Source organism: Saccharopolyspora mangrovi, assembly GCF_035320975.1.
In the GTDB taxonomy this organism is placed as follows: Bacteria; Actinomycetota; Actinomycetes; order Mycobacteriales; family Pseudonocardiaceae; genus Saccharopolyspora; species Saccharopolyspora mangrovi.
Genome location: NZ_JAWLNX010000032.1, coordinates 1 through 21,515 on the forward strand (window position 1 = coordinate 1; position 21,515 = coordinate 21,515).

A 21,515-nucleotide genomic window follows, 5' to 3' on the forward strand; every position below is an offset into this window, starting at 1 on the left:
CGCGTCGGCGGGGACGTCGGCATGGCGGGCGTGGCGATCGACTCGATCCTGGACATGCGGCAGCTCTTCGACGGCATCCCGCTGGATCGGATGAGCGTGTCGATGACCATGAACGGCGCGGTGCTGCCCATCATGGCGCTGTTCATCGTCGCCGCCGAAGAACAAGGTGTCGCACCCGAACAACTCGCGGGGACCATCCAGAACGACATCCTCAAGGAGTTCATGGTCCGCAACACCTACATCTACCCCCCGCAGCCCTCCATGCGGATCATCTCCGACATCTTCGCCTACACGTCGCAGAAGATGCCGAAGTTCAACTCCATCTCCATCTCCGGCTACCACATCCAGGAAGCCGGAGCCACCGCCGACCTCGAACTCGCCTACACGCTGGCCGACGGCGTCGAATACCTCCGCGCGGGCAAGCAGGCCGGTTTGGACATCGACTCCTTCGCGCCCCGGCTGTCGTTCTTCTGGGGCATCGGCATGAACTTCGCCATGGAGGTCGCCAAACTCCGCGCCGCGCGGCTGCTGTGGTCGAAGCTGGTCAAGCAGTTCGACCCGGCCAACCCGAAATCGCTGTCGCTGCGCACCCACTCGCAGACCTCCGGCTGGTCGCTGACCGCACAAGACGTCTACAACAACGTCGCCCGCACCTGCGTGGAAGCGATGGCCGCCACCCAGGGACACACCCAGTCCCTGCACACCAACGCCCTCGACGAAGCACTGGCGCTGCCGACGGACTTCTCCGCGCGCATCGCCCGCAACACCCAGCTGGTGCTGCAGCAAGAATCCGGCACCACCCGCGTCATCGACCCCTGGGGCGGCAGCTACTACCTCGAAAAACTCACCCAGGACCTCGCCGAACGCGCCTGGGCCCACATCACCGAGGTCGAAGACGCCGGCGGCATGGCCCAGGCCATCGACGCCGGCATCCCCAAGCTGCGCATCGAAGAAGCCGCCGCCCGCACCCAAGCCCGCATCGACTCCAACCGCCAGCCCCTCATCGGCGTCAACAAGTACCGCTACGACGGCGACGAGCAGATCGAGGTCCTCAAGGTCGACAACGCCGACGTCCGCAACCAGCAACTCGACAAACTCCAGCGGCTGCGCGCCGAACGCGACACCCAGGCGTGCGAGGACGCCCTGCGGCGGCTCACCGCCGCCGCCGAGGCCTCGCTGTCCGACGAGCGCCCCAACGACCTCGCCCACAACCTGCTCGCCCTGGCCGTCGACGCCGCCCGCGCCAAGGCCACCGTCGGCGAGATCTCCGACGCGCTGGAGAAGGTCTTCGGCCGCCACTCCGGCCAGATCCGTACGATCTCCGGCGTGTACCGGGAAGAATCCGGCCCGTCCGAACAGCTCGACACCGCCCGCCAGCAGGTCGAGGCCTTCGCCGAGACCGAAGGCCGCCGACCCCGCATCCTGGTCGCCAAGATGGGCCAGGACGGCCACGACCGCGGCCAGAAGGTCATCGCCACCGCCTTCGCCGACCTCGGCTTCGACGTCGACGTGGGCCCGCTGTTCCAAACCCCCACCGAAGTCGCCCGCCAAGCCGCCGAAGCCGACGTGCACATCATCGGCGTCTCCAGCCTCGCCGCCGGACACCTCACCCTCGTGCCCGCGCTGCGCGAGGAACTGGCCGCCATCGGCCGCGAGGACATCATGATCGTCGTCGGCGGCGTCATCCCACCTTCCGACTTCGACGCACTCCGCCAAGCCGGAGCCTCGGCGATCTTCCCCCCCGGCACCGTCATCGCCGACGCCGCCTCCGGACTCCTCGACGAACTCCGAACCCGCCTCGAACACTGATGCCACCGAGGCTCCGGGGAATCTCCACCATGTTTCGTCCAGGACCCGACTTCCGCGAGCAGGCTCGGATGTAAACATTGGAGCTCACACCAGCAAGGAGCACCACGAACGATGAGGTCTTCCCACTTGACGCACTTCGGCGTCCTCGAGGCCAAGTCCGACGGGAAATCGCTCAGCGCTGTGACCGGGTGGCACGGAGATCCCGACCCGCGCCAGATCATCCACAACGTCGCGAGCAGCCAGCACCATCCCGCCCGCATCAAGCTCCCGGCCATCCGGCAGGGATGGCTCCAACGAGGCCCAGGCGGCAGCGGGCGAGGCGATGAGCCGTTCGTCGAGGTCAGCTGGGACGAAGCACTCGATCTCTTGAGCGCCGAGCTCCGGCGCGTCTACGACACGCACGGCTCGTCTGGCGTGTACGGCGGCTCCTACGGATGGTCAAGCGCCGGGCGGTTCCACCACGGACAAAGCCAGCTCCATCGATTCCTGAACTGCCTGGGCGGTTATGTCTCCGCCGTCGGTGACTACAGCTACGGCACGTCCGGGGCGCTCCTCCCCCACGTGATCGGTTCGGTCACCGAGATCATGGCGGACGCTACGACCTGGAGTGTCATCCGTGAGCACACCGAGCTGTTCATCTCCTTCGGCGGGCTGTCCGAGAAGAACTCCGCCGTCGGGCCCGGAGGCATCGCCCGACATTCCACTCGCTCGGAAGTCGAGCGCGCGCGGGAGGCAGGCTGCCACTTCGTCGACATCACGCCGATCCGCGACGACGCGTTCGCGGAGTCGGGCACGGAATGGATCGCGCCACGGCCTGGCTCAGATGCGGCCCTGATGCTGGCGATCGCCTACGTCCTGGACGCCGAGGGACTCGCTGACCTCGATTTCCTCGAGACGCACACGGTTGGCTACGACCGCTTCATCGCCTATGTCCGCGGCAGCAGCGACGGTCAGCCCAAATCTCCTGAGTGGGCATCCGAGATCACCGAGATCTCCACCGACACGATCGTCGCTCTTGCCCGCAGGATGGCCGGGTCCCGCACGATGATCAACGTCAGTTGGTCGATGCAGAGACAAGATCACGGCGAGCAACCCGTGTGGCTCGGCGTCACCCTTGCCGCGATGCTGGGCCAGATCGGTCTGCCGGGCGGCGGGTTCCAACACGGGTACGGTTCGTCCGCGGACGTGGGGCTCGCTAAGAGAGTCACGAGCCCGCCGCGGTTTCCGCAGGGAACGAACCCGGAGAAGTCCTACATCCCGGTCGCGCGGATCGCGGACATGCTTCTCCACCCAGGCGACGTCATCCCGTTCAACGGACGAGAGCTCACCTTCCCGCAAGTGGACCTGGTCTACTGGGTCGGAGGTAACCCGTTCCACCATCACCAAGATCTCGCGAGGCTCCGCCGCGCCTTCCAGCGCCCCTCGACGATCGTCGTCCACGAGCAGTTCTGGACGAGCACAGCTCGCAACGCCGATATCGTGCTGCCGGCCACGATGACGATCGAGCGGGACGATTTCGGAGCCGGTCGCAACGATCCGTTGTTCTTCCCGATGCCGGCACTCACCGAACCTGCCGGCGAGGCGCGCGACGACTACGCCATCTTCGGGGCGCTCGAAGAACGACTCGAGTTGAATCAAGCGTTCACCGAGGGCAGGACGGTCAAGCAGTGGCTCGAGCACCTGTACAGCGAGTGGCGGGAGCGGCTGGCGTCGAGGGGCCATACCGTTCCGAATTTCGAGGACTTCTGGAACAGCGACCACATCGAGATTCCCGTGCTGGATCCCGGACAGGTCCTTCATGCGGATTACCGGAACGACCCCGTGAACCACCGTCTACGGACGCCATCGGGTCGGATCGAGATCTACTCGGAGAAGATTGACTCCTTCGGCTACGAGGATTGTCCTGGTCACCCCGTTTGGCTCGAACCACGCGAATGGCGCGATCAGCCGTATCCGTTGCACCTGATCTCGAACCAGCCCAAGACGCGACTGCACAGCCAACTCGACGTCGGCGCCACGAGCAAGCAAGGCAAACTCCACGGACGTGAACCGGCCCGGATGAACCCCGTCGACGCGGCCGCTCGCGAACTGCGGAACGGCGACGTCGTACGAATCCGAAACGATCGAGGATCGTGCTTGGCCGGGCTCATCATCACCGATGCCATCCGCCCTGGGGTCGTGCAGATTTCGACAGGAGCCTGGTACGACCCCGACCCGTCGGACCCCTCCTTCTGCCGCCACGGCAATCCGAACGTGCTGACCGCAGACAGGCCCTCCTCGAGCCTCTCCCAAGGAACGACCGCCCAGCACGCCCTCGTAGAAGTCGAACTATGGGAACGAGCACATCCACCCATCACCGTGGACAAGCCACCGAAGCTCATCGACAACCGCACCTGAGCCCTTGCTGTCCTACCTGGCTGCCCCGACCCCGCCGCATGGCAGGAGCACTAGGAGCAACCCCGAGCCGTGTAGTCGGCGGGGGTGAGTCCGGTGCGGTGGCGGAAGAAGCGGCCGAAGTTGGCGGTATCGGTGAAGCCGAGGTGAGCGGCGATCGCCTGGGGGCTCCACCCGGAGTGGCTGAGGAGACGGCGCGCTTCGCGCAGTCGCCGCTCATTGATGACCTCCCGCGCTCCCGTTCCGGTCGCCGTCCGGGCGGCGCGGCTGAGCGTGCGGGCCGAGCAGCCGAGCATCGCCGCGTAGTCGTCGACTCGATGAAGCTCGCGGAAGTGGAGCTCCACGGCATCCCGGAATCGCGCGTAGGTGTGATGCCGATCGAGGGCGCTCTTGGTTGCAGTGCCTGGGGTGCTGCTGGAACCGCTTCCAGTGTCAGCCGGAGACTTCGGGACGCCTGGCGAGTGAGCGAGACGCAGCAGCAAGGCCTCCAGGAGGCTGCAACGCAAGGCGTGGTGCGCCGCGAGTGAACGACGTCCCAGCGCCCGGTGTTCGTCGAGAAGCTGGAACGCCGTCTGCTCCAGCCACGGGACATCGTCACCATGCGGTACCAGGACGGCAGGGGCGCCGGGCGAGGTGAGGGAGGTCAACAAGCGGGCCGTATCGGGCCGGACCACCTCCGGCTCGAACAGGATGAAGGGCCCTCGTGCGGCGCTTGGCTCGTGCCAGCACTGCACGTGGCCTGCCCGCACCCACAGCCACTGACCTGGAGCGACGCGGTGAGTGATGTGATCGACCTCGTGCCGCAGCGCACCTTCGGTGACCAGGATCAGGTAGTGGAAGGTCGCCCGTCCCGGACGGGCGGGATTCCACGGCCAGTCGTCGTGGTGGGCGTAGAAATCCTCGATCGTGGTCACTTCCAGGCCGTACGGAGTCCCGACCGGTGGCTGGAAGCTGTACAGCGGGACGGAGGCCGCATCAGCACGGGCGACGAAACCGTCCGGCCTGGAAGAACGCTGCTTCGATCTCAAGGTCTGTCGCCTGGTGACCATCATGTGTCCGCAGTTTACTGGTTGGGGCGCCTGACGTCGGGAAACAATGGGAGGGCAGACCGGACAACCCGTCGGAAGATGCCGTCAATGGCCAGGGCAGGAGGGAGTTGAGGACCTTGGACGGAGAGACCTTGCTGAAGACCGCGGCCGACTGCGCCGACGAGCTGCCCGGGGCCGGCCTGGAGCATCCCTTCGGTGATGACTGGGACGTCTTCAAGGTGCGCGGCAAGGTCTTCATGCTCATGACCGAGGTCCCCAGGCGTCCCGTCGTGATCCTCAAATCGGACCCCGAAGAAGCATTCGCCCTTCGCGAGCAGTACGAGAACATCACCCCCGGCTACCACATGAACAAGAAGCACTGGATCACCATGGACAGCGCAGACGCCCTCGAAGAACAGCTGGTCAGGGAGCTGGTGACCGGGTCCTACCGCCTCGTGGTCGCCGGACTCCCGAAGTACCGGCAGCCCATCGACCCGCACACCTACGGCCACGGCTCCTGACCTGCGTCATGACCACGACCGGCGAGCAGCTCCAGGACACCGCGCGTGAAGCGGCCCGTGCACTGCCGGCGGTCACCCACGGGCGCCCGTTCACCGAACAGCTGGACGTCTACAAGATGGCAGGCAAGGTCTTCCTGATCATCACCGACGACTTGGACGAGCTCATCATCACCGTCAAGGCCGAACCGGAGTACGGTCGACTGCCGAACGGAAGGCACCGTTCGAGCGGCTCGTGGCCTGCGGTCGAGCTCGAGTGGAGTTCCTCGTCGCCCATCGCACAATCGCCCGTGCTTCGGGCGACGGCCGGCGCACCCCCGCGGCAGGAACGCCGCTGCACCTTAGCTCCACATTAAGACGCTAGGCCGCCCGGCGGCTCGTCATCCGATGAAGCCGCCGGTCCGCAGGAAACGCAGTGGATCAGCACCAGCAAGCCTTTCAGCCATCCACAGTGACACCGAAGCGCATGGTCAGGCCAGCCCTGGACGCGGTGCTACCTCTTCTTGTGCGGACGTGAGACGGCGGATGGCATCGAGGGTCAATTGGCGGTCGTGCTCACCGGCTCCGAGGGCGCGGTGGATCGTGAGCCCCTCGATGAGGGCATCGAGTTCGCGGGCCGTTTCCGAAGTGAAGTGGCGCGCCAGAGCCTCTTGGCTGCGCTGCATCCACTCGGTGATCAGTTCCCGGTAGGCCGGTTCGCGGGCGGCGAGGGCGTACAGCTCGTGGGTGAGTACCAGGTCGTGATCGGTGGCGAACAAGTCTTCGTGAACGATGTCGGCCACCGCCTCGCGGGCTTCCTCGAGGTCACGCGCCGCAGCGAGTCGTCGTTCGATCTTGGCGATGACCGCGTACGTGAAGCGACTGAACGCCTCTCGCAGCAGCTCGTCCATGCTGGCGAAGTGGTAGGTCATCGACCCCAGCGGCACATCGGCGCGCGCTGCGACCTTGCGATGCGACGTTCCGGACACGCCCTCCTCCGCGATGAGCTCCAGCGCCGCATCGATGATTCGCGTCCGCCGCTCAGGGTCGAAGCGACGGCTCCCCGACATGTCCTCCACCACCTCCATCGCGGCGTCCTGTCACGCCCCGGCGGACCAGCGCGACCCGCAACTTGGCCGACGAACTCTGATCAAGCCCACACACTCTACCTGGCAGCACCTCTCCCCCTGCCGGGCACAGCGGTGCTTACCCGGTGTGATCTGCCAGCACAACCCCCGATGAGTACGATCGTACTCATCAAATGTACGCTCGTACACATCACACGTTCCACCGCTAAGCAACGACGGAAGCCATGCCTGCACACCCCGGAACCACTCACGCCACCTCTCCGATCCTCGACCGAAGCGGCACCAATGGGCGTCGACGAGCCTTGCAAGTGATCTTCTTTCTGCTCGGAGCCTCGTTGGCCTCCTGGGTCGTGCGCACACCCGCAATTCGCGATGCTCTGTCAGCCTCCACCGGGCGCATGGGGCTCGTGCTGTTCGGGCTCTCCATCGGCTCGATGACCGGGATTCTCGCGTCCGGACTGCTCGTGCGCCGGTTCGGCACCAAGAGCGTGATCGCCATGAGCACCGCGCTCGTCATCGCCGGGATCTCCGTCCTCGGAGTGGCCACCGCGATCGGTTCGACGTGGTCGGCGTTCGCCGGTCTCCTGCTGTTCGGCCTCGGCATGGGGTGTTCGGAGATCGCGATCAACGTCGATGGGGCCGACGTCGAGCGCGTCGAAGACCGACCGCTACTGCCGTTGCTGCATGGCACCTATAGCGCCGGAACGGTCGTCGGTTCGCTGCTCGGGCTGACCTTCACCCACGTCGGTGTTGGAGTCGTGTGGAACCTGTTGGGGGTCGCCGTGGCCGCGAGTATCGCGACGGTGCTGGTCCTGCCATCGATCCCCGGTGGCCTCGGTGTCGAACGCGGCGGGCCGAGGCGCGGTTTCGGGGACGCGACGCGTCGGCAGCTCGCGGTGTGGCCCGAGCGTCGGATCGTTCTCATCGGGTGCGTCGTGCTGGGCATGGCGCTCGCCGAAGGCGCGGCCAACGACTGGCTCGCACTGCTGGTCGTCGACGCACACGGTTACTCGCCCACTGCCGGGTCGCTGATCTTCACCGTCTTCGCCGCGTCCATGACCGCAGGACGCTTCCTGGGTGGCAGGTTCGTTTCCCGTTTCGGGCGCTCCCCAGTTGTGCGCACTAGCGCGCTGTGCACCGCGCTGGGCATCGTGCTGGTGATCTCGACTTCCCATCCCGGCATCGCGGTCGCCGGCGTGGTGCTGTGGGGACTGGGCGGTTCCCTCGGTTTCCCGCTGGCGATCTCTGCCGCCGGTGACGGTGGCGGTGACGCCGCCAGGCGCGTCAGCGCGGTGGCGACCGCGGGTTACATCGCTTTCTTGGTGGGGCCGCCGTTGCTGGGCTTCCTCGGGGACCACTTCGGCCTGCAGCGGGCGATGATCGTCGTGGTCGCGCTCGCCTGCTGCGCTGCCGCGACTTCCTCCGCCGTGCGACCTCGTCTGGGAAACTGACCGTGCGGTTGTTCAGAAGCGCCCGCGGGTGGGCGATCCTGTTCGGGCTCCTGGGCTCGGTGGCCGCGCTGGCCGTCCCCTTCATGCCGGTCGAGCACCAGAGCACGACGCTGGAATGGCCTACCGCGCAGGGCACCCGTGCGGTATCGGCTCCCCTGGTCGCCTATTCACCGCTGAGCCTCGACCTCCGTGTTCCGTGCGCGACCGCGCGCGGACTCGACGCCCGCAGCGCAGGCCCGGCCGCGCTGCTGAGCACCAACCCTCCGGAATCACCCTACGGCGATCTGACCGGCCTCCGACTGGACGTGCACGATGGGCAGCTGCGCCTGATCGTGCGCGGTCAGCAGCTCGGCGCGGGCAACCTGCCCCCGGGCGCCTGCACGATCGCCGTGCGCTCAGACGGCAACGAGACCAGCGCCGTCGTCGGCAACGAGCGGATCGCTGAGGTCACGGGCGACTCCCGCCCGCAGCTGACCGGCATCTACTCACAGCTGGACTCCGCAGTCGACGACGTGCGGGGAGTTGCGTTCACCGCCGAGGTCGACAACCGCTACGACACCAGCCCCACCGGGCTCAAGGTCGGTGTCATCGCACTCGCGCTGCTGGGCTGCGCCGGGTCCCTAATCGCCCTCCGCCGCATGACGTCACCGCGGCCCACCGTCCCCGGGCACTGACCCGCGCGCGGTGGCGACCCACCGCTCGGGACGTGGTCGTCACCGCAGCCCTGGTGGCGTGGTGGCTGATCGGCGCGATGACCGCCGACGACGGCCACTTCCTGACCATGGCCCGCACGCGCGACGACCTCGGCTACGTCAACGACTTCTACCGGTGGTTCTCCGGCACCGGCGCCCCGATGGGCTGGTTCGTGGAGATCCAGGCGTGGTGGGTATCGATCTCGACCGCCACGCCGTGGGTGCGGCTGCCAGCTCTGGCGATGGGCATGGCCAGCTGGGCGCTCATCAGCCGGGGCGTGCTCCCACGCCTCGGAGGCCAGGTGCGGCGCAGCGGCGCCGCCGGGTGGGCTGCCGCGGCGGTGTTCCTCGCCTGCTGGTTGCCCTACGACAACGGGCTGCGCCCAGAGCCCATCGTGGTGGTGCCGACATTGCTGGCCCTATGTGCGGCCGAGAACGCCATTGCAACCCGCCGCCTCACCCCGCTGGCCCTGGGGTTGATCGTGGCCGCGTTCTCGGTGGCGGTCAACCCGCACGGGATGGTGGCGGCTCTTCCGTTCCTGGCCGGTGCGAAACCGCTGCTGCAGCTGGTGCGCCGACGGGCCGAGCAGTCCGGGTGGTCTGCGATACTGGCCCCCATCGCGGCAACCGGTCTTGTGGTGCTTGCCGCGGCCTTCGGCGACCAGACTTGGGGTTCCGTCGCCGATGCCACCGCTGTGCGCACTGACATCGGCCCGTCGCAGAGCTGGTACCAGGAGCTGAGCCGCTACACGTTGTTGTTCGGGCAGACCGCCGATGGCTCCCTCACGCGCCGTTCGCGGTACTGTTGATCATGCTGTGCGCGGCCACGTGTGCGGTCGTGCTCCTGCGGAGAGGGCGTATTCGCGGCGCCGCGCTCAGGCCGAGCCGACGGCTGCTCGCCGTCACGGGGCTGTACTTCGTGGCGCTCGCGCTCACCCCGACCAAGCACACCCACCACTTCGGTGTGCTCGCGGCCGTCGGTGGCGCCGTCGCGGCCCTGGCCGCGCTGGCCACCGGTGGGACGGTCCTGCGATCACGGCGCAACCGCGCCGGGTTCTTCGCAGGCCTGATGGTCGTGCTCGCCTTCTGCTTCACCGGCAACAACTCCTGGTGGTACGTCTCCGGTTGGGGCGTGCCGTGGTTCGACAAACCACCCTCGATCAAGGGCTACGCCGCCAGCAGGATCGCACTACTGATCGCAGCAGGGGCGGCCGTGGTCGCACTGATCGAACACCTGCGTTTCGACCCCGCCCGCACACCCAACCCCGCCGAGTCCGACCGATCCCGGGCACTCCGCCTCGGGACCGCGCCGCTGTCGCTCGTGTGCGCACTGCTGATGCTCGCCGAGCTCGCGTCGCTGGCAAAGGTCATGCCCGAACGGTGGCACACCTACAACATGGCCACCGACAACGTGCGGCAGCTCTTCGGCCGCAGCCGCGGACTCTCCGACTACATCGACGTCGAACGCGATCCACTCGCAGCAGTCCTCACGATCTCCGCACACCAGCCGACAGATATCAACGGGGATACGAACTCGGGATTCCGCCGGGACGGCTTGCCCTCGACCACCAACGCCTCCGGTACGCCGAACTGGACACCACCACACCGATTCGGTTCCGACCGCGCACCCGTGTGGGGCAGCCACGGCGCGCCCGCCGGCGTCGCCGAGCTCCGAACTCCCTGGTACGACCTCCCACGATCGGCCACTGCAGGCGAGACTCCCCTCGTGGTCAGCGCGGCCGGCACCACCACCGCACCCAACTCGTTGGTGGTCGAGTTCGGCCGGGACACCCCGCAGGGATTCGAGGTCGTGCACCGGGCCCGCGTGGCGCAGGGACCCGACCCGAGCTGGCGCGATCACCGGATCAGCATCGACGGCTCAGCGCGCGGCGCGACCAAGGTGCGAATCACCGCGCACGACCGCACGCTCGGCAAGGACGGCTGGCTGGCAGTCAGCGCACCACGCGCTCCGCACCTGACCCGCATGACCGATTTCGTCGGTGAAGCACCAACGTTCGTGGAATGGACCGCCGCACTGGCCCACCCCTGCCTGCAAATCACCAGCATCCACCACGGCATCGCCGAGCTACCGCGCTTCCGCGTTTCAGGAGGCGGCGAAGTCCGAGACATCGGCCAAGGCTGGTCCTCACCGGACAGCGGAGGACCCTTCGGCTACCTCAACGTGGCCACGAGCATGGTCGAGCTGCCGACCTACCTGGCCAACGACATCAACCGCGATTGGGGATCGCTGTACGCCGTGCACCCCTACGAACCACAAGCCCTACCGGCAGCTGCCGCGATGCAGGTGCACGGCGAGGTTCACTGGGGATGGTGGCGCCCGGGCCCGCTACCCAAACCCGTCCAACTCCCCGGGGACGTCGCCAACTCCAACAACAGAGCCGACCTTCACCCGGACCCAGCCGGTGAGTAATCCTGGCCAGCCCTGGCGCTGCCTACAGCTACGGCGAGATCATCCACGTCGATAGAAGATGGATCGCAAGCTAACACCGCGACACGAACCAGCAACCAACTCCCACGGCTGGATGGCACGCGTCCCAGGGCAGCGCGTGCCATCCAGCCGTGTCCTGCCCAACGACACGCGTCACCCTTGTACGCCGTGCAACACATGAAACTCGGCGCGAAAACAATGCGGACTATACATGACTCCACATTGGACTATTGACCTATGGCAATGGTCACGAAGCTGACGGGTGATGCGCGGTGCGTGATTGGCTTAACGATGTCCACGCCACAACTTGGACACCCTGCCGGATTAGGCTGCTGCGGTTCGGTGCCAAGCCGTTGCAATCGCACAGGACACATATCCGGTGCCGCTCTGAGCCCCCGGCATCAAGCATCGAGGGGTAACGGCCGGGCACTGGCAAGCTCATCACCGCGTCCGGCGTTGCGCCCAGTTGCCATGGACGATCTTCCACTCGCCGTCAATCTTCCGGAACACGATCGAGATGTTCCAGGAAAGGAAGCCATCACGACTGGCAATGTCCTGGAAACAATGTCAGTAACCAAGGTCGCCGAGGAGCACGACGTAGTCATCAGTGCCGTGGGAGGCGGTAACGGCGCCGCGCACCAGGCAACGATCAAGCCCTCCGCGATCGCACTCGTCGAGGCGATGCGAGCCCTCGGTGACAAGGCGCCCCGGCTGATCTCCGTCGGTGGAGCCGGCTCACTTAAGACCACACAGGGCCAGCAGGTCTGGGACGCACCCGACCTACCGGAGAACCTGTTGCAGATCATGCATGCCCACGGCGACGCCCTCGACTACTACCGCACGGTCACCGACGTGGACTGGACGAACATCAGTCCCGCCGCCCACATCGCCCCAGGAAAACGCACCGGCGCCTACCGCAGCGCGCTCGACAGCCTTGTTACCGACGAATCCGGCAACAGCTCGATCTCCACCGAAGACTTCGCCGTGGCAGTGATCGACGAGGTCGAACGCCCGCAGCACAACCAACGGCTATTCACCGTCGCGCACTGACGATCACCCCTGCTGCGATCAGCACCAGGCCACGCTATCGGCCCGACCCGCACTGCTAGTGGCCATCGCCACACTCCGTCCGGTCGCCGCGCTGGCCTGGTTTTCATTACTGCGGTTCACCGCATCGCTGGCATGCCGAGCATCGCCGCATCAGGCCGAGATGATTGTTCGCAGCTGTGCGGTGTAGGCGTGGAAGAGTGCGACGATGTCGACGTTGGCGGGGTCAACGAGCCACTGGTTCTCCAGCCCCTCGAGCATGGCGATCACCTGTCGGGCGATGATTCCGTAGTCGAAGTCCGGTCGAAGCTCACCGGCCTCCACGCCGGCCTCGAACGCGCCGACGAGCGAGTCGTACCCCAGTTTGAAGTGATCGAGGAAGAACTCGCGGGCCGGGTGATCCTCCCCCGCAGACTCCGCGCAGAGCACGTGCGACAACCGCACCAGGCCGGCCTGCTCGGCATTGCGCTCGACCGTGCGGTCCCAAGCATCGAGCACGGCGCTGCCGACCAGCGAGTCGGGTGTGCCCGGCCAGCTCGCGAGGTCGGCTTCGTCCCGATACTTCAGCACCGAGATCAGCAGCGACTTCTTGTTCGGAAAGTGGTGCAGCAGACCCTGCTTGGTGATCCCGGACCGCTTCGCGATCTCATCGAGCGAGGCGCCCCGGAAGCCGTGCCGTCCAAACAGCTCCGCCGCTTCTCGCAAGATCCGCTGTTGCGCGGCGACGCCCTGCGCGTACGGGCCGCGTCCGGTCGTCGCCTCCTGCTCACTCGTCACCGTCCCAGCATAGGCCCGACGCACCGCGGCACCGGAGGTGCACAGTCCGTCACGAGACGTTTACAACGCGAATCCCTACCATTTGGTCGGTGTTCGGGTTACGGTTGCTCGCACCTTCCGCGCATGGATGCGGTAGCCGTTGAAGGAGAACCAATGGCCTCAAACACCGTGCTGGCATCGCCGGTGCCCTCCAGAGCCAGGACCACCGGATTAGTCGTCATGCTCGCCATCGCGAACCTCGGCCTCTGGCTGGCCGTGTACGCACCCGCGCTCGTGACGATCTCGATCCGGATCCGAGAAGTCCGGCCGGACGACGCCGTGACCGTCTACGGGACGGTAACCGCAGCAGGCGCCGTGTTCGCCCTGCTCGGCAATCCGCTCTTCGGACGCCTTTCAGACCGGTCTCGCTCCCGGTTCGGCAGGCGCCGTCCCTACTTCGTCGGGGGCATGCTGGCCGGGACCGCCGCGGTCGGGCTCGTCGGGATAGCCGAATCGGTACCGGCGATCATGGCCGCCTGGTGCGCGGCGCAGCTCGCCTACAACGCCGCGATGGCGGCCTTGATGGCCGTGCTCGCCGATTACGTTCCGCCGCAGCAGCGAGGCCGCGTCGCGGGCGTCACCGGTGTCTGCAACTACGCCGCTTTGGCTGGCTCCGCCTACGTGGCAGGCTTCTTCGCCTCGAGCACACTGTTGATGTTCCTCGCTCCTGCCCTCATCGGGCTGGTCCTGGTGTGCGCGTTCGCTCCCGTGCTGCGCGAGCCCGCCAACACCGGTACCCGCGAGCCGATCGGTGTCCGCGATTTCCTGATGACGTTCTGGGTCAACCCGGTCAAGAACCCCGACTTCGCATGGGCCTGGTTGAGCAGGTTCTTCATCTGCCTCGCGTGGATGACCCTGCTGACCTACCAGTCCTTCCTGCTCATCAACCGCTTCGGGTTCAGCAACTACACCGTGGCCGACGCCGTGTCACTCGCCTCCCTGGTGCTCGTCGCCGGGATCCTCGTCGGCTCGGCCGGTGGCGGATACCTCTCGGACCGGACGGGTCGCCGTAAGATCTTCATCGTCGTCGCGGCTCTGCTCGCCGCTGTCGGGTTCCCGGCGATCGCCTTCGCCTACGACCTGAGCACGTTCCACATCGGTGTGGCCGTCGTGGGGCTCGGCATCGGCGTCCACATGGCCGTCGACCTCGCGCTCGTCACCGAACTCCTGCCCGATCAATCCGACGCGGGCAAGGACCTCGGAGTGTTCAACATCGCCAACGTGCTTCCCCAGTCGGTCGCCCCGGCGTTTGCCGCCGTGCTCTTCGCAACGCTGGGTGGCCAGAACTTTACCGCCCTCTACCTCTTCGCCGCGGCCTTCGCCGTCGTCGGAGCCGTTCCCATCGCCTTCATCCGCCGTTCCCGCTGATCATGTCGCGTTCGAAAAAGGAAGGGCCCATGGTCTACACGCTGGCGTTTCTCACCCGACCGAAACCGGGCATCACCGAGGACGAGTTCTTCGTCCACTACCGCGACGTTCACCGCCCGCTGGCGCAGAAGCTCCCCGGACTCCTGGCATACCGCCAGACCAGAATCCGCAAGGACGGGTTCCGGGGCGCCGACGCTGGCGACTACGCCGCGTACTCCGAATACACCTTCAACAGCGAACAGGACGCGGCCGTGGCATGGCGGTCACCGGAGGGCATCGCGCTCGACGAGGACACCGGACGGTTCATGGACTGGCCGTCGGTGCTCACACTCCCCCTGACCGAACTCGGGACCTTCATGAGCGAACACAAGGAGACAACCGAATGACCAGCGTCGACGAGCGCGCACCCGACTACCTCGACCCCGCCTTGACCGTGGAGGAACGCGTTGCAGACCTGCTGGAGCGCATGACGCTCGAAGAAAAGGCGGGCCTGATGTTCCACCAGATGGTCGAGATCGGCGAAGGCGGCGCCCTCGCCGGAGCCAGCAGCCAATACCGACTGCCACCCACGCTGGAGATGATCGGCCAGAATCACCTCACCCACTTCAACGTGGTGGGAAGCGCTGATCCCGCCACGATGGCGCGCTGGCACAACCGGTTGCAGGAGGCTGCCGCCGCGACACGCCTCGGAATCCCGGTGACGCTGTCCACCGACCCGCGACACGCCTTCACCGACAACCCGGGCACGAGCTTCACCGCCGGCTACTTCTCGCAATGGCCCGAACCCCTCGGCCTGGCCGCGATCGGCGACGAGCGGACCGTCCGGGAGTTCGCCGACATCGCGCGCCAGGAATACCTCGCCGTCGGCATTCGGGTGGCCCTGCACCCCCAGGTCGACCTCGCCACCGAACCGCGCTGGGCGCGCATCAACGGCACCTTCGGGGAGGACGTCGGCCTGACCTGCCGGATGCTCGCCGCCTACATCAGAGGCTTCCAGACCGACCGACTCGGCCCGTCCAGCGTGGCCACCATGACCAAGCACTTCCCCGGTGGCGGTCCGCAGAAGGACGGAGAGGACGCGCACTTCCCCTACGGCCGCGAGCAGGTCTACCCCGGCAACAACTTCGAGCATCACCTGCGGCCCTTCGAAGCCGCCTTCGAGGCCGGAACTTCCCAGGTCATGCCCTACTACGGGATGCCTGTCGGGACGGACCACGAAGAGGTCGGCTTCGGCTTCAACAAGGGCGTCATCACCGGGCTGCTCCGCGAGAAGTGCGGCTTCGACGGAATCGTGTGCGCCGACTGGAGCCTCATCAACGACAGCACCGTGTGGGGCGAGCGCCACGCGGCACGCGCCTGGGGATTGGAAGACCGCACGCCGCTGGAACGCCTTGAACGTGCGCTGCTGGCCGGTGTCGACCAATTCGGTGGCGAGCACTGCACCGAACTCGTGGTCCGGCTCGTCGAATCCGGACGCATCCCGATGTCGCGGATCGACGAATCCGCTCAACGACTGCTGCGGGAGAAGTTCGTCCTCGGTCTGTTCGACGATCCCCTCGTCGACCCCTCCCAGGCCGAATCGGTGGTATCGGCCAGAGAATTCGTCGAGGCCGGCTATGACGCCCAGTGCCGGTCTATCACCGTGCTCACCAATGGGGGCGACTCGCCGGTCCTTCCTGTGCCCGGGCGTCCCCGGCTCTACGCACCCGGGATCGACGGCGCCGCGTCCGAGTACGCCGACCTCGTCGACGATCTGGCCGACGCCGACCTCGCGCTGCTGAGAGTGAAAGCACCGTTCGAAAGGCGCAGCGGCAAGTTCGAACAGTTCTTCCGTGCAGGAAGCCTGGAATTCTCCCAGCACGAACGCGATGACATCCTGAACGTGTGCCGCCAGGTCCCGACGATCGTCGACATCTACCTCGACCGGCCCGCCGTCATCCCCGAGCTGCTCGGTGAAGCCGCGGCGGTCATCGCGAACTACGGCGCCTCCGACCGCGCAGTGCTCGACGTCCTGTTCGGACACCGCCGACCGGAAGGCACATTGCCCTTCGATCTCCCATCATCGATGGAGGCCGTCGCGGAAAGCCGGTCAGACGTTCCCTTCGACACCGACGCGCCCACATTCTCCTTCGGACATGGCCTTCGAATCCCCACCGCTTAGCCCGACCGCAAAAATCACACGACTGGAGAGCTACCCATGCCCCACTCCGAACGCGACACGCACCTGCGACTCGTCTGGCCACAGTGGCAAGGTGCCGGGACCTCGAGCGTCGAGGCGTTCGCCCCGGAGTTCCCCTTCGACGTGGCCCGCCGCGGCTACGCCACCGGCACAGCCGTACTCGAAGCGGTCCTGCCACCACATCACGGGCCCACCGCCACCGCACCCGTCACCATGTCCGATTACGGGCTCGAACAACGCGACGGCGTCGAAGCCAAGCAAGTCGTCCTCGACCAACTCGCCGGCGCATTCGAGGTCATCCGCGAACACGCCCCAGCACGCATCACCACCCTCGGCGGCGAATGCTCCGTGAGCATCGCTCCGTTCGCCGAACTCGCCCACCGCTACGGCGACGACCTCGCGATCGTCTGGATCGACGCCCACCCCGACATCGGCACACCCAACAGCGAGTACAAGGGCTACCACGCCATGGCCGTCGCTACCCTGACCGGCCACGGCGACCCCGACGTCCAGAACCTGTTGCCTGCCACCATCTCGCCGGACAAGATCGCCCTGGTCGGCCTGCATTCCTGGACCGAAGACGACTTCCCGAACGTGGCCGAATGGGGTATCGAGACCTTCGTTCCGGACCAGCTGCGCGAATCCACCCGCCCACTGCTCGACTGGATCACCGCCACCGGATGCTCACGAGTGGCGATCCACTTCGACGTCGACGCCATCGACAGCGAGGAGATCGTCCTCGGGCTCGGCGTCGAACCTGGCGGACTCACCAGTTCCGAGGTGCAGCGCATCTCCGCTGACATCACCTCGAACTCCGAAGTAGTGGGTACCACTATCGCCGAGTTCATCCCCCGACAGGTCATTCAACTCCAGCAGCTCCTGAAGAGCTTCCCACTGCTCGGGTGACCCGTCGATGAGCAGCAACGCGGGCCGTCATTACCCTCTCGCGACGCTGCAGTACCGCGGGTCGGGGCTGTTCGGGAACCGCTCGACACCCGAACAGACCGACCCGGCCGTCACGAAAACGCCGTCACAGGAGTCACCTTCAGGCAGAACGTACTTGCAGGTGAGCCAGACACCCTTGAGGTCGATGTCGATCACTCGGTCCCAATCCTGCTCCGTGAGGTCCTTCGCATTGCCGGTACCGGCGATGCCGGCGTTGGCGAACGCGACGTCTATCCGACCGAAGCGCTCGATCGTCAACGCAGTCATCCGCTCGACCTCGAAAGCCGCGGTGACGTCGACCTTCACCGCGAACGCCTGACCACCGGCACGGATGATTTCCTCCGCAGCGAGCTGTGCGTTCTCCTCGACCACGTCCGCGCACGCGACCATCGAGCCCTCCGCGGCGAAGCGCACGGCGGCGGCTCTCCCGAGGCCCGACCCTGCCCCCGTGATCAGCGAGACCTTGTTTGCCAATCGGCCTTCAGCCGCATTGGTCCTCGCCGTCATGTTCCTTCCCGTCGTTGACCCGCAACATTTCTCAGCGGAAGTCCGCGCCCTCAGTTCCCGGGCCACTTCACGGTCGTCCCGGTGTCCACGGGAAGTGCGACCCCGGTGAGGTAGCGAGCTTCCTCGGAGCACAACCACAGAACCGCGTTCGAAACGTCGTCGGGTTCGATCCAGGGCGTCTGCAGCAGGTTGTAGGACTGGAAGACCGGAATCGCGTCCTGTTGCGTCGCTCCGTGAACGTCCGGGCAGAAGTGCTGGTAGGTCGCGTCGTTGTGGATCATAGGGGTGGCCACGTTGGTCGGGTTGACGCTGTTGACCCGGATCGCATGCGGAGCGAGTTCGTTGGCGAGAGATCGCATGATCCCGTTGATCCCGTGCTTCGACGCCGTGTAGTGCCCGAGGTACGGCATGCCCATCAGGCCGGCGATCGAACCGGTGAGCACGATCGACCCACCGCTCTCGCCCGCGATCACGTGCGGGATGGTGGCGCGCAGCGTCCGCCACACCCCGGTGAGGTTGATGCCGATCATCTCATTCCATTGCTCGTCGGAGAGCTCCCACAACGCTCCGAGCGAGGTGATGCCGGCCATAGGGAGAACGATGTCGATCCGCCCGAAGCGCTCGAGACCGTCCTGCACCGCCTTGTCGATCGCAGCCTGATCTCGAACGTCGCCCTGGTGCAGGACGTGCTTCCCGCCTTCCGTCTCGATGAGGCGGGCCGTCTCGTCGAGGTCCGCGCGACTGGCAGAGGGGTAGTGCACCGTGGAGATGTCGTCGGCGAGGTCGAGGCCGACGATGTGGGCCCCTTCCCGGGCGAAGCGCACCGCGTGCTGCCTGGCCTGACCACGCGCCACACCGGTGACGAAAACGACCTTGCCTTCGAATCGTTTCATATGCGGACAACTCCTTTGTCGTCGCTGTTCTGCCGGCCGCCCATCTCGCGGCACGCATGTCCGAGAAACCACCGACCCGCGGTCGGCTTCACGACTCGATCGGCACACACTGACGCTCGCGATGAACCAGTCGATGCTGTCGAGGGAATACTCCTCGTGCTCCCGTAGCGGCTCGGGCTGCGTGAGGCGAACGCCGCCTGGACGTCGTCGACTGAGTCGAAGTAGAGCTTCGCCGTTCCGCCGTAGGGCCACCTCCGAACGCTCAGACCTCCTCGGCAATCCTAGGCGAACGGTTGTACGTTTTTCACAGCCAAAACACCTTGCCTTGGCCGCTAGTAGCGGTAGCATACGGTCGCTCGTTCGTTTTTTCCAGACCCGTTCGGAGCCACGATGACTTTCGTTCACGAGCCCCCACAACGAGCGCCGAGGACATGCACGGCTAGCCCCCGTACTGGAGCAAGCCCGTCTCGCTGGACCGGAGGAGTACGCGAACGAGCTGCGCGGACTGCACGCGCACTTGAACATCTACCGATCCCGCGCCACGCCGCTGGCCGACCGCCGCCAGTCCGTGACACCGGCCTGTTCCGTCCACCCCAGCCCCAGGAGGAAGCAGCAAATGGCTGACAGTTCGTTGTACGACCCGATCAACTTCGGCGCCCTGCGGCTGCGCAACCGGTTCGTGATGGCACCGATGACCCGAAGCCGCGCCCGGCACGACGGCACGCTGCCGGATTCGGCTCCGGTCTACTACCGCCAGCGGGCCACGGCCGGGTTGATCGTCTCCGAAGGTATCTGCATCTCGCCCGTCGCCGTCGGGAATCCCAAGGTACCCGGAATCTGGACCGACGAGCAGACGCGCTCGTGGGCGGAGGTCGCCGACGCGGTGCACGCGGAAGGCGGAACGATCGTCGCCCAGCTGTGGCACACAGGCCGTGCTTCTCACCCATCCCTGCAGCCAGGCGCTCAGCCACAGGTCGGGCCGTCGGCCATCGCCATCGACGGCATCACCTTCGCCCGCGGCGGGAGAACCCCGCACGTGGAGCCGCGCGCCCTGGAAACACTGGAGATCCCGGTCATCGTGGCGCAGTACGCGCGCGCCGCCGCGAACGCCGTCCGAGCGGGCCTGGACGGCGTAGAAGTGCACGCCGCCAACGGCTACCTCGTCGACCAGTTCCTCCAGGACAACTCCAACCACCGGACGGACCGCTACGGCGGGAGCATCGCCAACCGGGCACGCCTCCTGAACGAGATCGTCCGAGAGGTCAGCGCCACGATCGGCGCGGAACGGGTCGGTGTCCGGCTCTCCCCGAGCAGCTCATACCAGGACATGGCCGACTCGGACCCGCAGGCGCTGTTCGCCCACGTACTCGAAATGCTCGACGAGGCGAACCTCGGCTACCTCCACCTGGTGCAGCCCGGCATCGACGGATCCGAGTCCGTCGCGAGCCGGCCGGCCGACATGTTGGACTGCTCGTGGGCCCGCACCCACTACAGCGGAAACATCATCGCGGCCGGCGGCTTCGACGCCGCATCGGCCGGGGCGATCCTGACCAAGGGCCACGCCGACGCGGTTGCGTTCGGACGACCCTACATCGCCAACCCCGACCTGCCCGCGCGCTTCATCGCCGGTGCGCCCCTGAACGAACCGGACCGCGCCACCTTCTACGGAGGCGGCGACGAGGGATACATCGACTACCCGACGCTCGACCGAGCCACGACGAGCAGCTGATGACGCGCGTGCCGGGCGACCGGAGACGGCCATCCGGCCGGCATCTCGCCCAACACCCCGAAACGCGTCACGGGCTACCAATCCAGTACAACAACGTAGGAGGATCGGTGACCAACGGAACCAACACCACCCCCGCATGGGGACATGCCGAAGGCATCCTGAACCTGAAACCGCCCCAGGCTGTCCAGGAAAACCAGCAGGAGCTTGACCGCGCGCACGTCATCGACACGCTGCATCGATACGGGTTCGCCTACGATGAACGGCGTCTCGAGGTCCTGCGCGGTTGCTTTACCGACGACGCCGAATTCCTCGGAAGCGTGGCAGGAAAGACCGACATCGGGCCGTTCCGGGGATGGCCGGCGATCGCGGAGTTCCTCGAAGGGCACATGACGGTCCAGAACGACCAACGTCGCCACATGCTCGTCTCCGATATCGTCGAAGACCTCGACGCCTCCACCGCGAGCACCGTTTCGTACCTGATGCTCACCTCCAGCAGCGACGGAGCGGTGCACGTCGTCACGTCAGGCTTCTACCGGTGCGACCTGCACAAGGGCGAAGACGGAGTGTGGCGCATCGCACGACTGTTCGCCGGCTTCGACAGCGCGTTCTGATGACCCGCGATC

19 protein-coding genes and 1 pseudogene are annotated in these 21,515 nt (G+C 66.4%); 15 read left to right on the plus strand and 5 right to left on the minus strand.

From position 1 onward, the window contains the following. Positions 1–1,809 (plus strand): methylmalonyl-CoA mutase (gene scpA, locus R4I43_RS30365; RefSeq protein ID WP_324269141.1); only part of this gene is annotated, 1,809 nt, incomplete at its 5' end. Positions 1,810–1,935: 126 nt separating this feature from the next. Beyond that, positions 1,936–4,206: a molybdopterin-dependent oxidoreductase gene (locus R4I43_RS30370; RefSeq protein WP_324269142.1), complete on the plus strand. Its 2,271-nt coding sequence runs from the start codon at positions 1,936–1,938 to the stop codon at positions 4,204–4,206. A gap of 50 nt (positions 4,207–4,256) precedes the next feature. On the opposite strand, the gene R4I43_RS30375 is transcribed toward R4I43_RS30370, so the two are convergent. Continuing rightward, on the minus strand, positions 4,257–5,255 hold the full coding sequence (locus tag R4I43_RS30375; RefSeq protein ID WP_324269143.1) for a helix-turn-helix domain-containing protein: 999 nt from the start codon (positions 5,253–5,255) through the stop codon (positions 4,257–4,259). Between the two features lie 128 nt (positions 5,256–5,383). Here R4I43_RS30375 and R4I43_RS30380 point away from each other — a divergent pair, with 128 nt between their 5' ends. Together R4I43_RS30380 and R4I43_RS30385 are read left to right on the plus strand one after the other, a co-directional pair. After that, complete coding sequence (locus R4I43_RS30380; RefSeq protein ID WP_324269144.1) at positions 5,384–5,752, plus strand: MmcQ/YjbR family DNA-binding protein; 369 nt, start codon at positions 5,384–5,386, stop codon at positions 5,750–5,752. A gap of 8 nt (positions 5,753–5,760) precedes the next feature. Beyond that, positions 5,761–6,105, plus strand: a complete 345-nt coding sequence (locus tag R4I43_RS30385) for an MmcQ/YjbR family DNA-binding protein (RefSeq protein ID WP_324269145.1) — start codon at positions 5,761–5,763, stop codon at positions 6,103–6,105. Positions 6,106–6,219: 114 nt separating this feature from the next. On the opposite strand, the gene R4I43_RS30390 is transcribed toward R4I43_RS30385, so the two are convergent. Beyond that, positions 6,220–6,816 (minus strand): TetR/AcrR family transcriptional regulator, encoded by a 597-nt coding sequence (locus R4I43_RS30390; protein ID WP_324269146.1) that lies wholly within the window; start codon positions 6,814–6,816, stop codon positions 6,220–6,222. A gap of 224 nt (positions 6,817–7,040) precedes the next feature. On the opposite strand from R4I43_RS30390, the gene R4I43_RS30395 reads away from it, so the two are divergent. The 5 genes and pseudogenes from R4I43_RS30395 to R4I43_RS30415 all read left to right on the plus strand — a co-directional run bounded on the left by R4I43_RS30395 (position 7,041) and on the right by R4I43_RS30415 (position 12,458). Next, entirely contained in the window at positions 7,041–8,267 is a 1,227-nt protein-coding gene (locus R4I43_RS30395; protein ID WP_324269147.1) for an MFS transporter, read from the plus strand. A gap of 2 nt (positions 8,268–8,269) precedes the next feature. After that, positions 8,270–8,941 (plus strand): hypothetical protein, encoded by a 672-nt coding sequence (locus R4I43_RS30400; protein WP_324269148.1) that lies wholly within the window; start codon positions 8,270–8,272, stop codon positions 8,939–8,941. 32 nt (positions 8,942–8,973) lie between these two features. Further along, a pseudogene (locus tag R4I43_RS30405) lies at positions 8,974–10,139 on the plus strand (arabinosyltransferase domain-containing protein); the annotation flags it as partial. A 216-nt stretch (positions 10,140–10,355) separates the two neighbouring features. After that, complete coding sequence (locus tag R4I43_RS30410; protein WP_324269218.1) at positions 10,356–11,390, plus strand: arabinosyltransferase C-terminal domain-containing protein; 1,035 nt, start codon at positions 10,356–10,358, stop codon at positions 11,388–11,390. A gap of 489 nt (positions 11,391–11,879) precedes the next feature. Continuing rightward, a complete protein-coding gene (locus R4I43_RS30415; RefSeq protein ID WP_324269149.1) occupies positions 11,880–12,458 on the plus strand; it encodes an NAD(P)-dependent oxidoreductase in 579 nt (192 codons plus the stop codon). Between the two features lie 150 nt (positions 12,459–12,608). Here the strand turns inward: R4I43_RS30415 and R4I43_RS30420 are convergent, their stop codons facing one another. Then, on the minus strand, positions 12,609–13,232 hold the full coding sequence (locus R4I43_RS30420; protein WP_324269150.1) for a TetR/AcrR family transcriptional regulator: 624 nt from the start codon (positions 13,230–13,232) through the stop codon (positions 12,609–12,611). 153 nt (positions 13,233–13,385) lie between these two features. On the opposite strand from R4I43_RS30420, the gene R4I43_RS30425 reads away from it, so the two are divergent. Genes R4I43_RS30425 through R4I43_RS30440 form a run of 4 tightly spaced genes read left to right on the plus strand, consistent with a single transcriptional unit; the run spans position 13,386 to position 17,724 of the window. Next, positions 13,386–14,639 carry an MFS transporter gene (locus tag R4I43_RS30425; RefSeq protein ID WP_324269151.1) on the plus strand — a complete coding sequence of 418 codons (1,254 nt, stop codon included), beginning with the start codon at positions 13,386–13,388 and terminating at the stop codon, positions 14,637–14,639. 29 nt (positions 14,640–14,668) lie between these two features. After that, positions 14,669–15,025 (plus strand): EthD domain-containing protein, encoded by a 357-nt coding sequence (locus tag R4I43_RS30430; protein ID WP_324269152.1) that lies wholly within the window; start codon positions 14,669–14,671, stop codon positions 15,023–15,025. Further along, a complete protein-coding gene (locus R4I43_RS30435) occupies positions 15,022–16,800 on the plus strand; it encodes a glycoside hydrolase family 3 protein (RefSeq protein ID WP_324269153.1) in 1,779 nt (592 codons plus the stop codon). Before R4I43_RS30430 ends, R4I43_RS30435 begins: the two co-directional genes overlap by 4 nt. Before the next feature lie 36 nt (positions 16,801–16,836). Next, the gene (locus tag R4I43_RS30440) at positions 16,837–17,724 is read left to right on the plus strand and encodes an arginase family protein (RefSeq protein ID WP_324269154.1); all 888 of its coding nucleotides are present in this window, start codon (positions 16,837–16,839) and stop codon (positions 17,722–17,724) included. A gap of 30 nt (positions 17,725–17,754) precedes the next feature. Here R4I43_RS30440 and R4I43_RS30445 read toward each other — a convergent pair whose 3' ends face one another. Then, positions 17,755–18,270, minus strand: a complete 516-nt coding sequence (locus R4I43_RS30445) for an SDR family NAD(P)-dependent oxidoreductase (protein WP_324269155.1) — start codon at positions 18,268–18,270, stop codon at positions 17,755–17,757. A gap of 50 nt (positions 18,271–18,320) precedes the next feature. Continuing rightward, the gene (locus R4I43_RS30450) at positions 18,321–19,163 is read right to left on the minus strand and encodes a mycofactocin-coupled SDR family oxidoreductase (RefSeq protein WP_324269156.1); all 843 of its coding nucleotides are present in this window, start codon (positions 19,161–19,163) and stop codon (positions 18,321–18,323) included. A 616-nt stretch (positions 19,164–19,779) separates the two neighbouring features. Here R4I43_RS30450 and R4I43_RS30455 point away from each other — a divergent pair. Together R4I43_RS30455 and R4I43_RS30460 are read left to right on the plus strand one after the other, a co-directional pair. Beyond that, positions 19,780–20,892 (plus strand): alkene reductase, encoded by a 1,113-nt coding sequence (locus tag R4I43_RS30455; RefSeq protein ID WP_324269157.1) that lies wholly within the window; start codon positions 19,780–19,782, stop codon positions 20,890–20,892. A gap of 107 nt (positions 20,893–20,999) precedes the next feature. Further along, positions 21,000–21,503, plus strand: a complete 504-nt coding sequence (locus R4I43_RS30460; protein WP_324269158.1) for a nuclear transport factor 2 family protein — start codon at positions 21,000–21,002, stop codon at positions 21,501–21,503. The last annotated feature ends 12 nt before the right edge of the window (positions 21,504–21,515 follow it).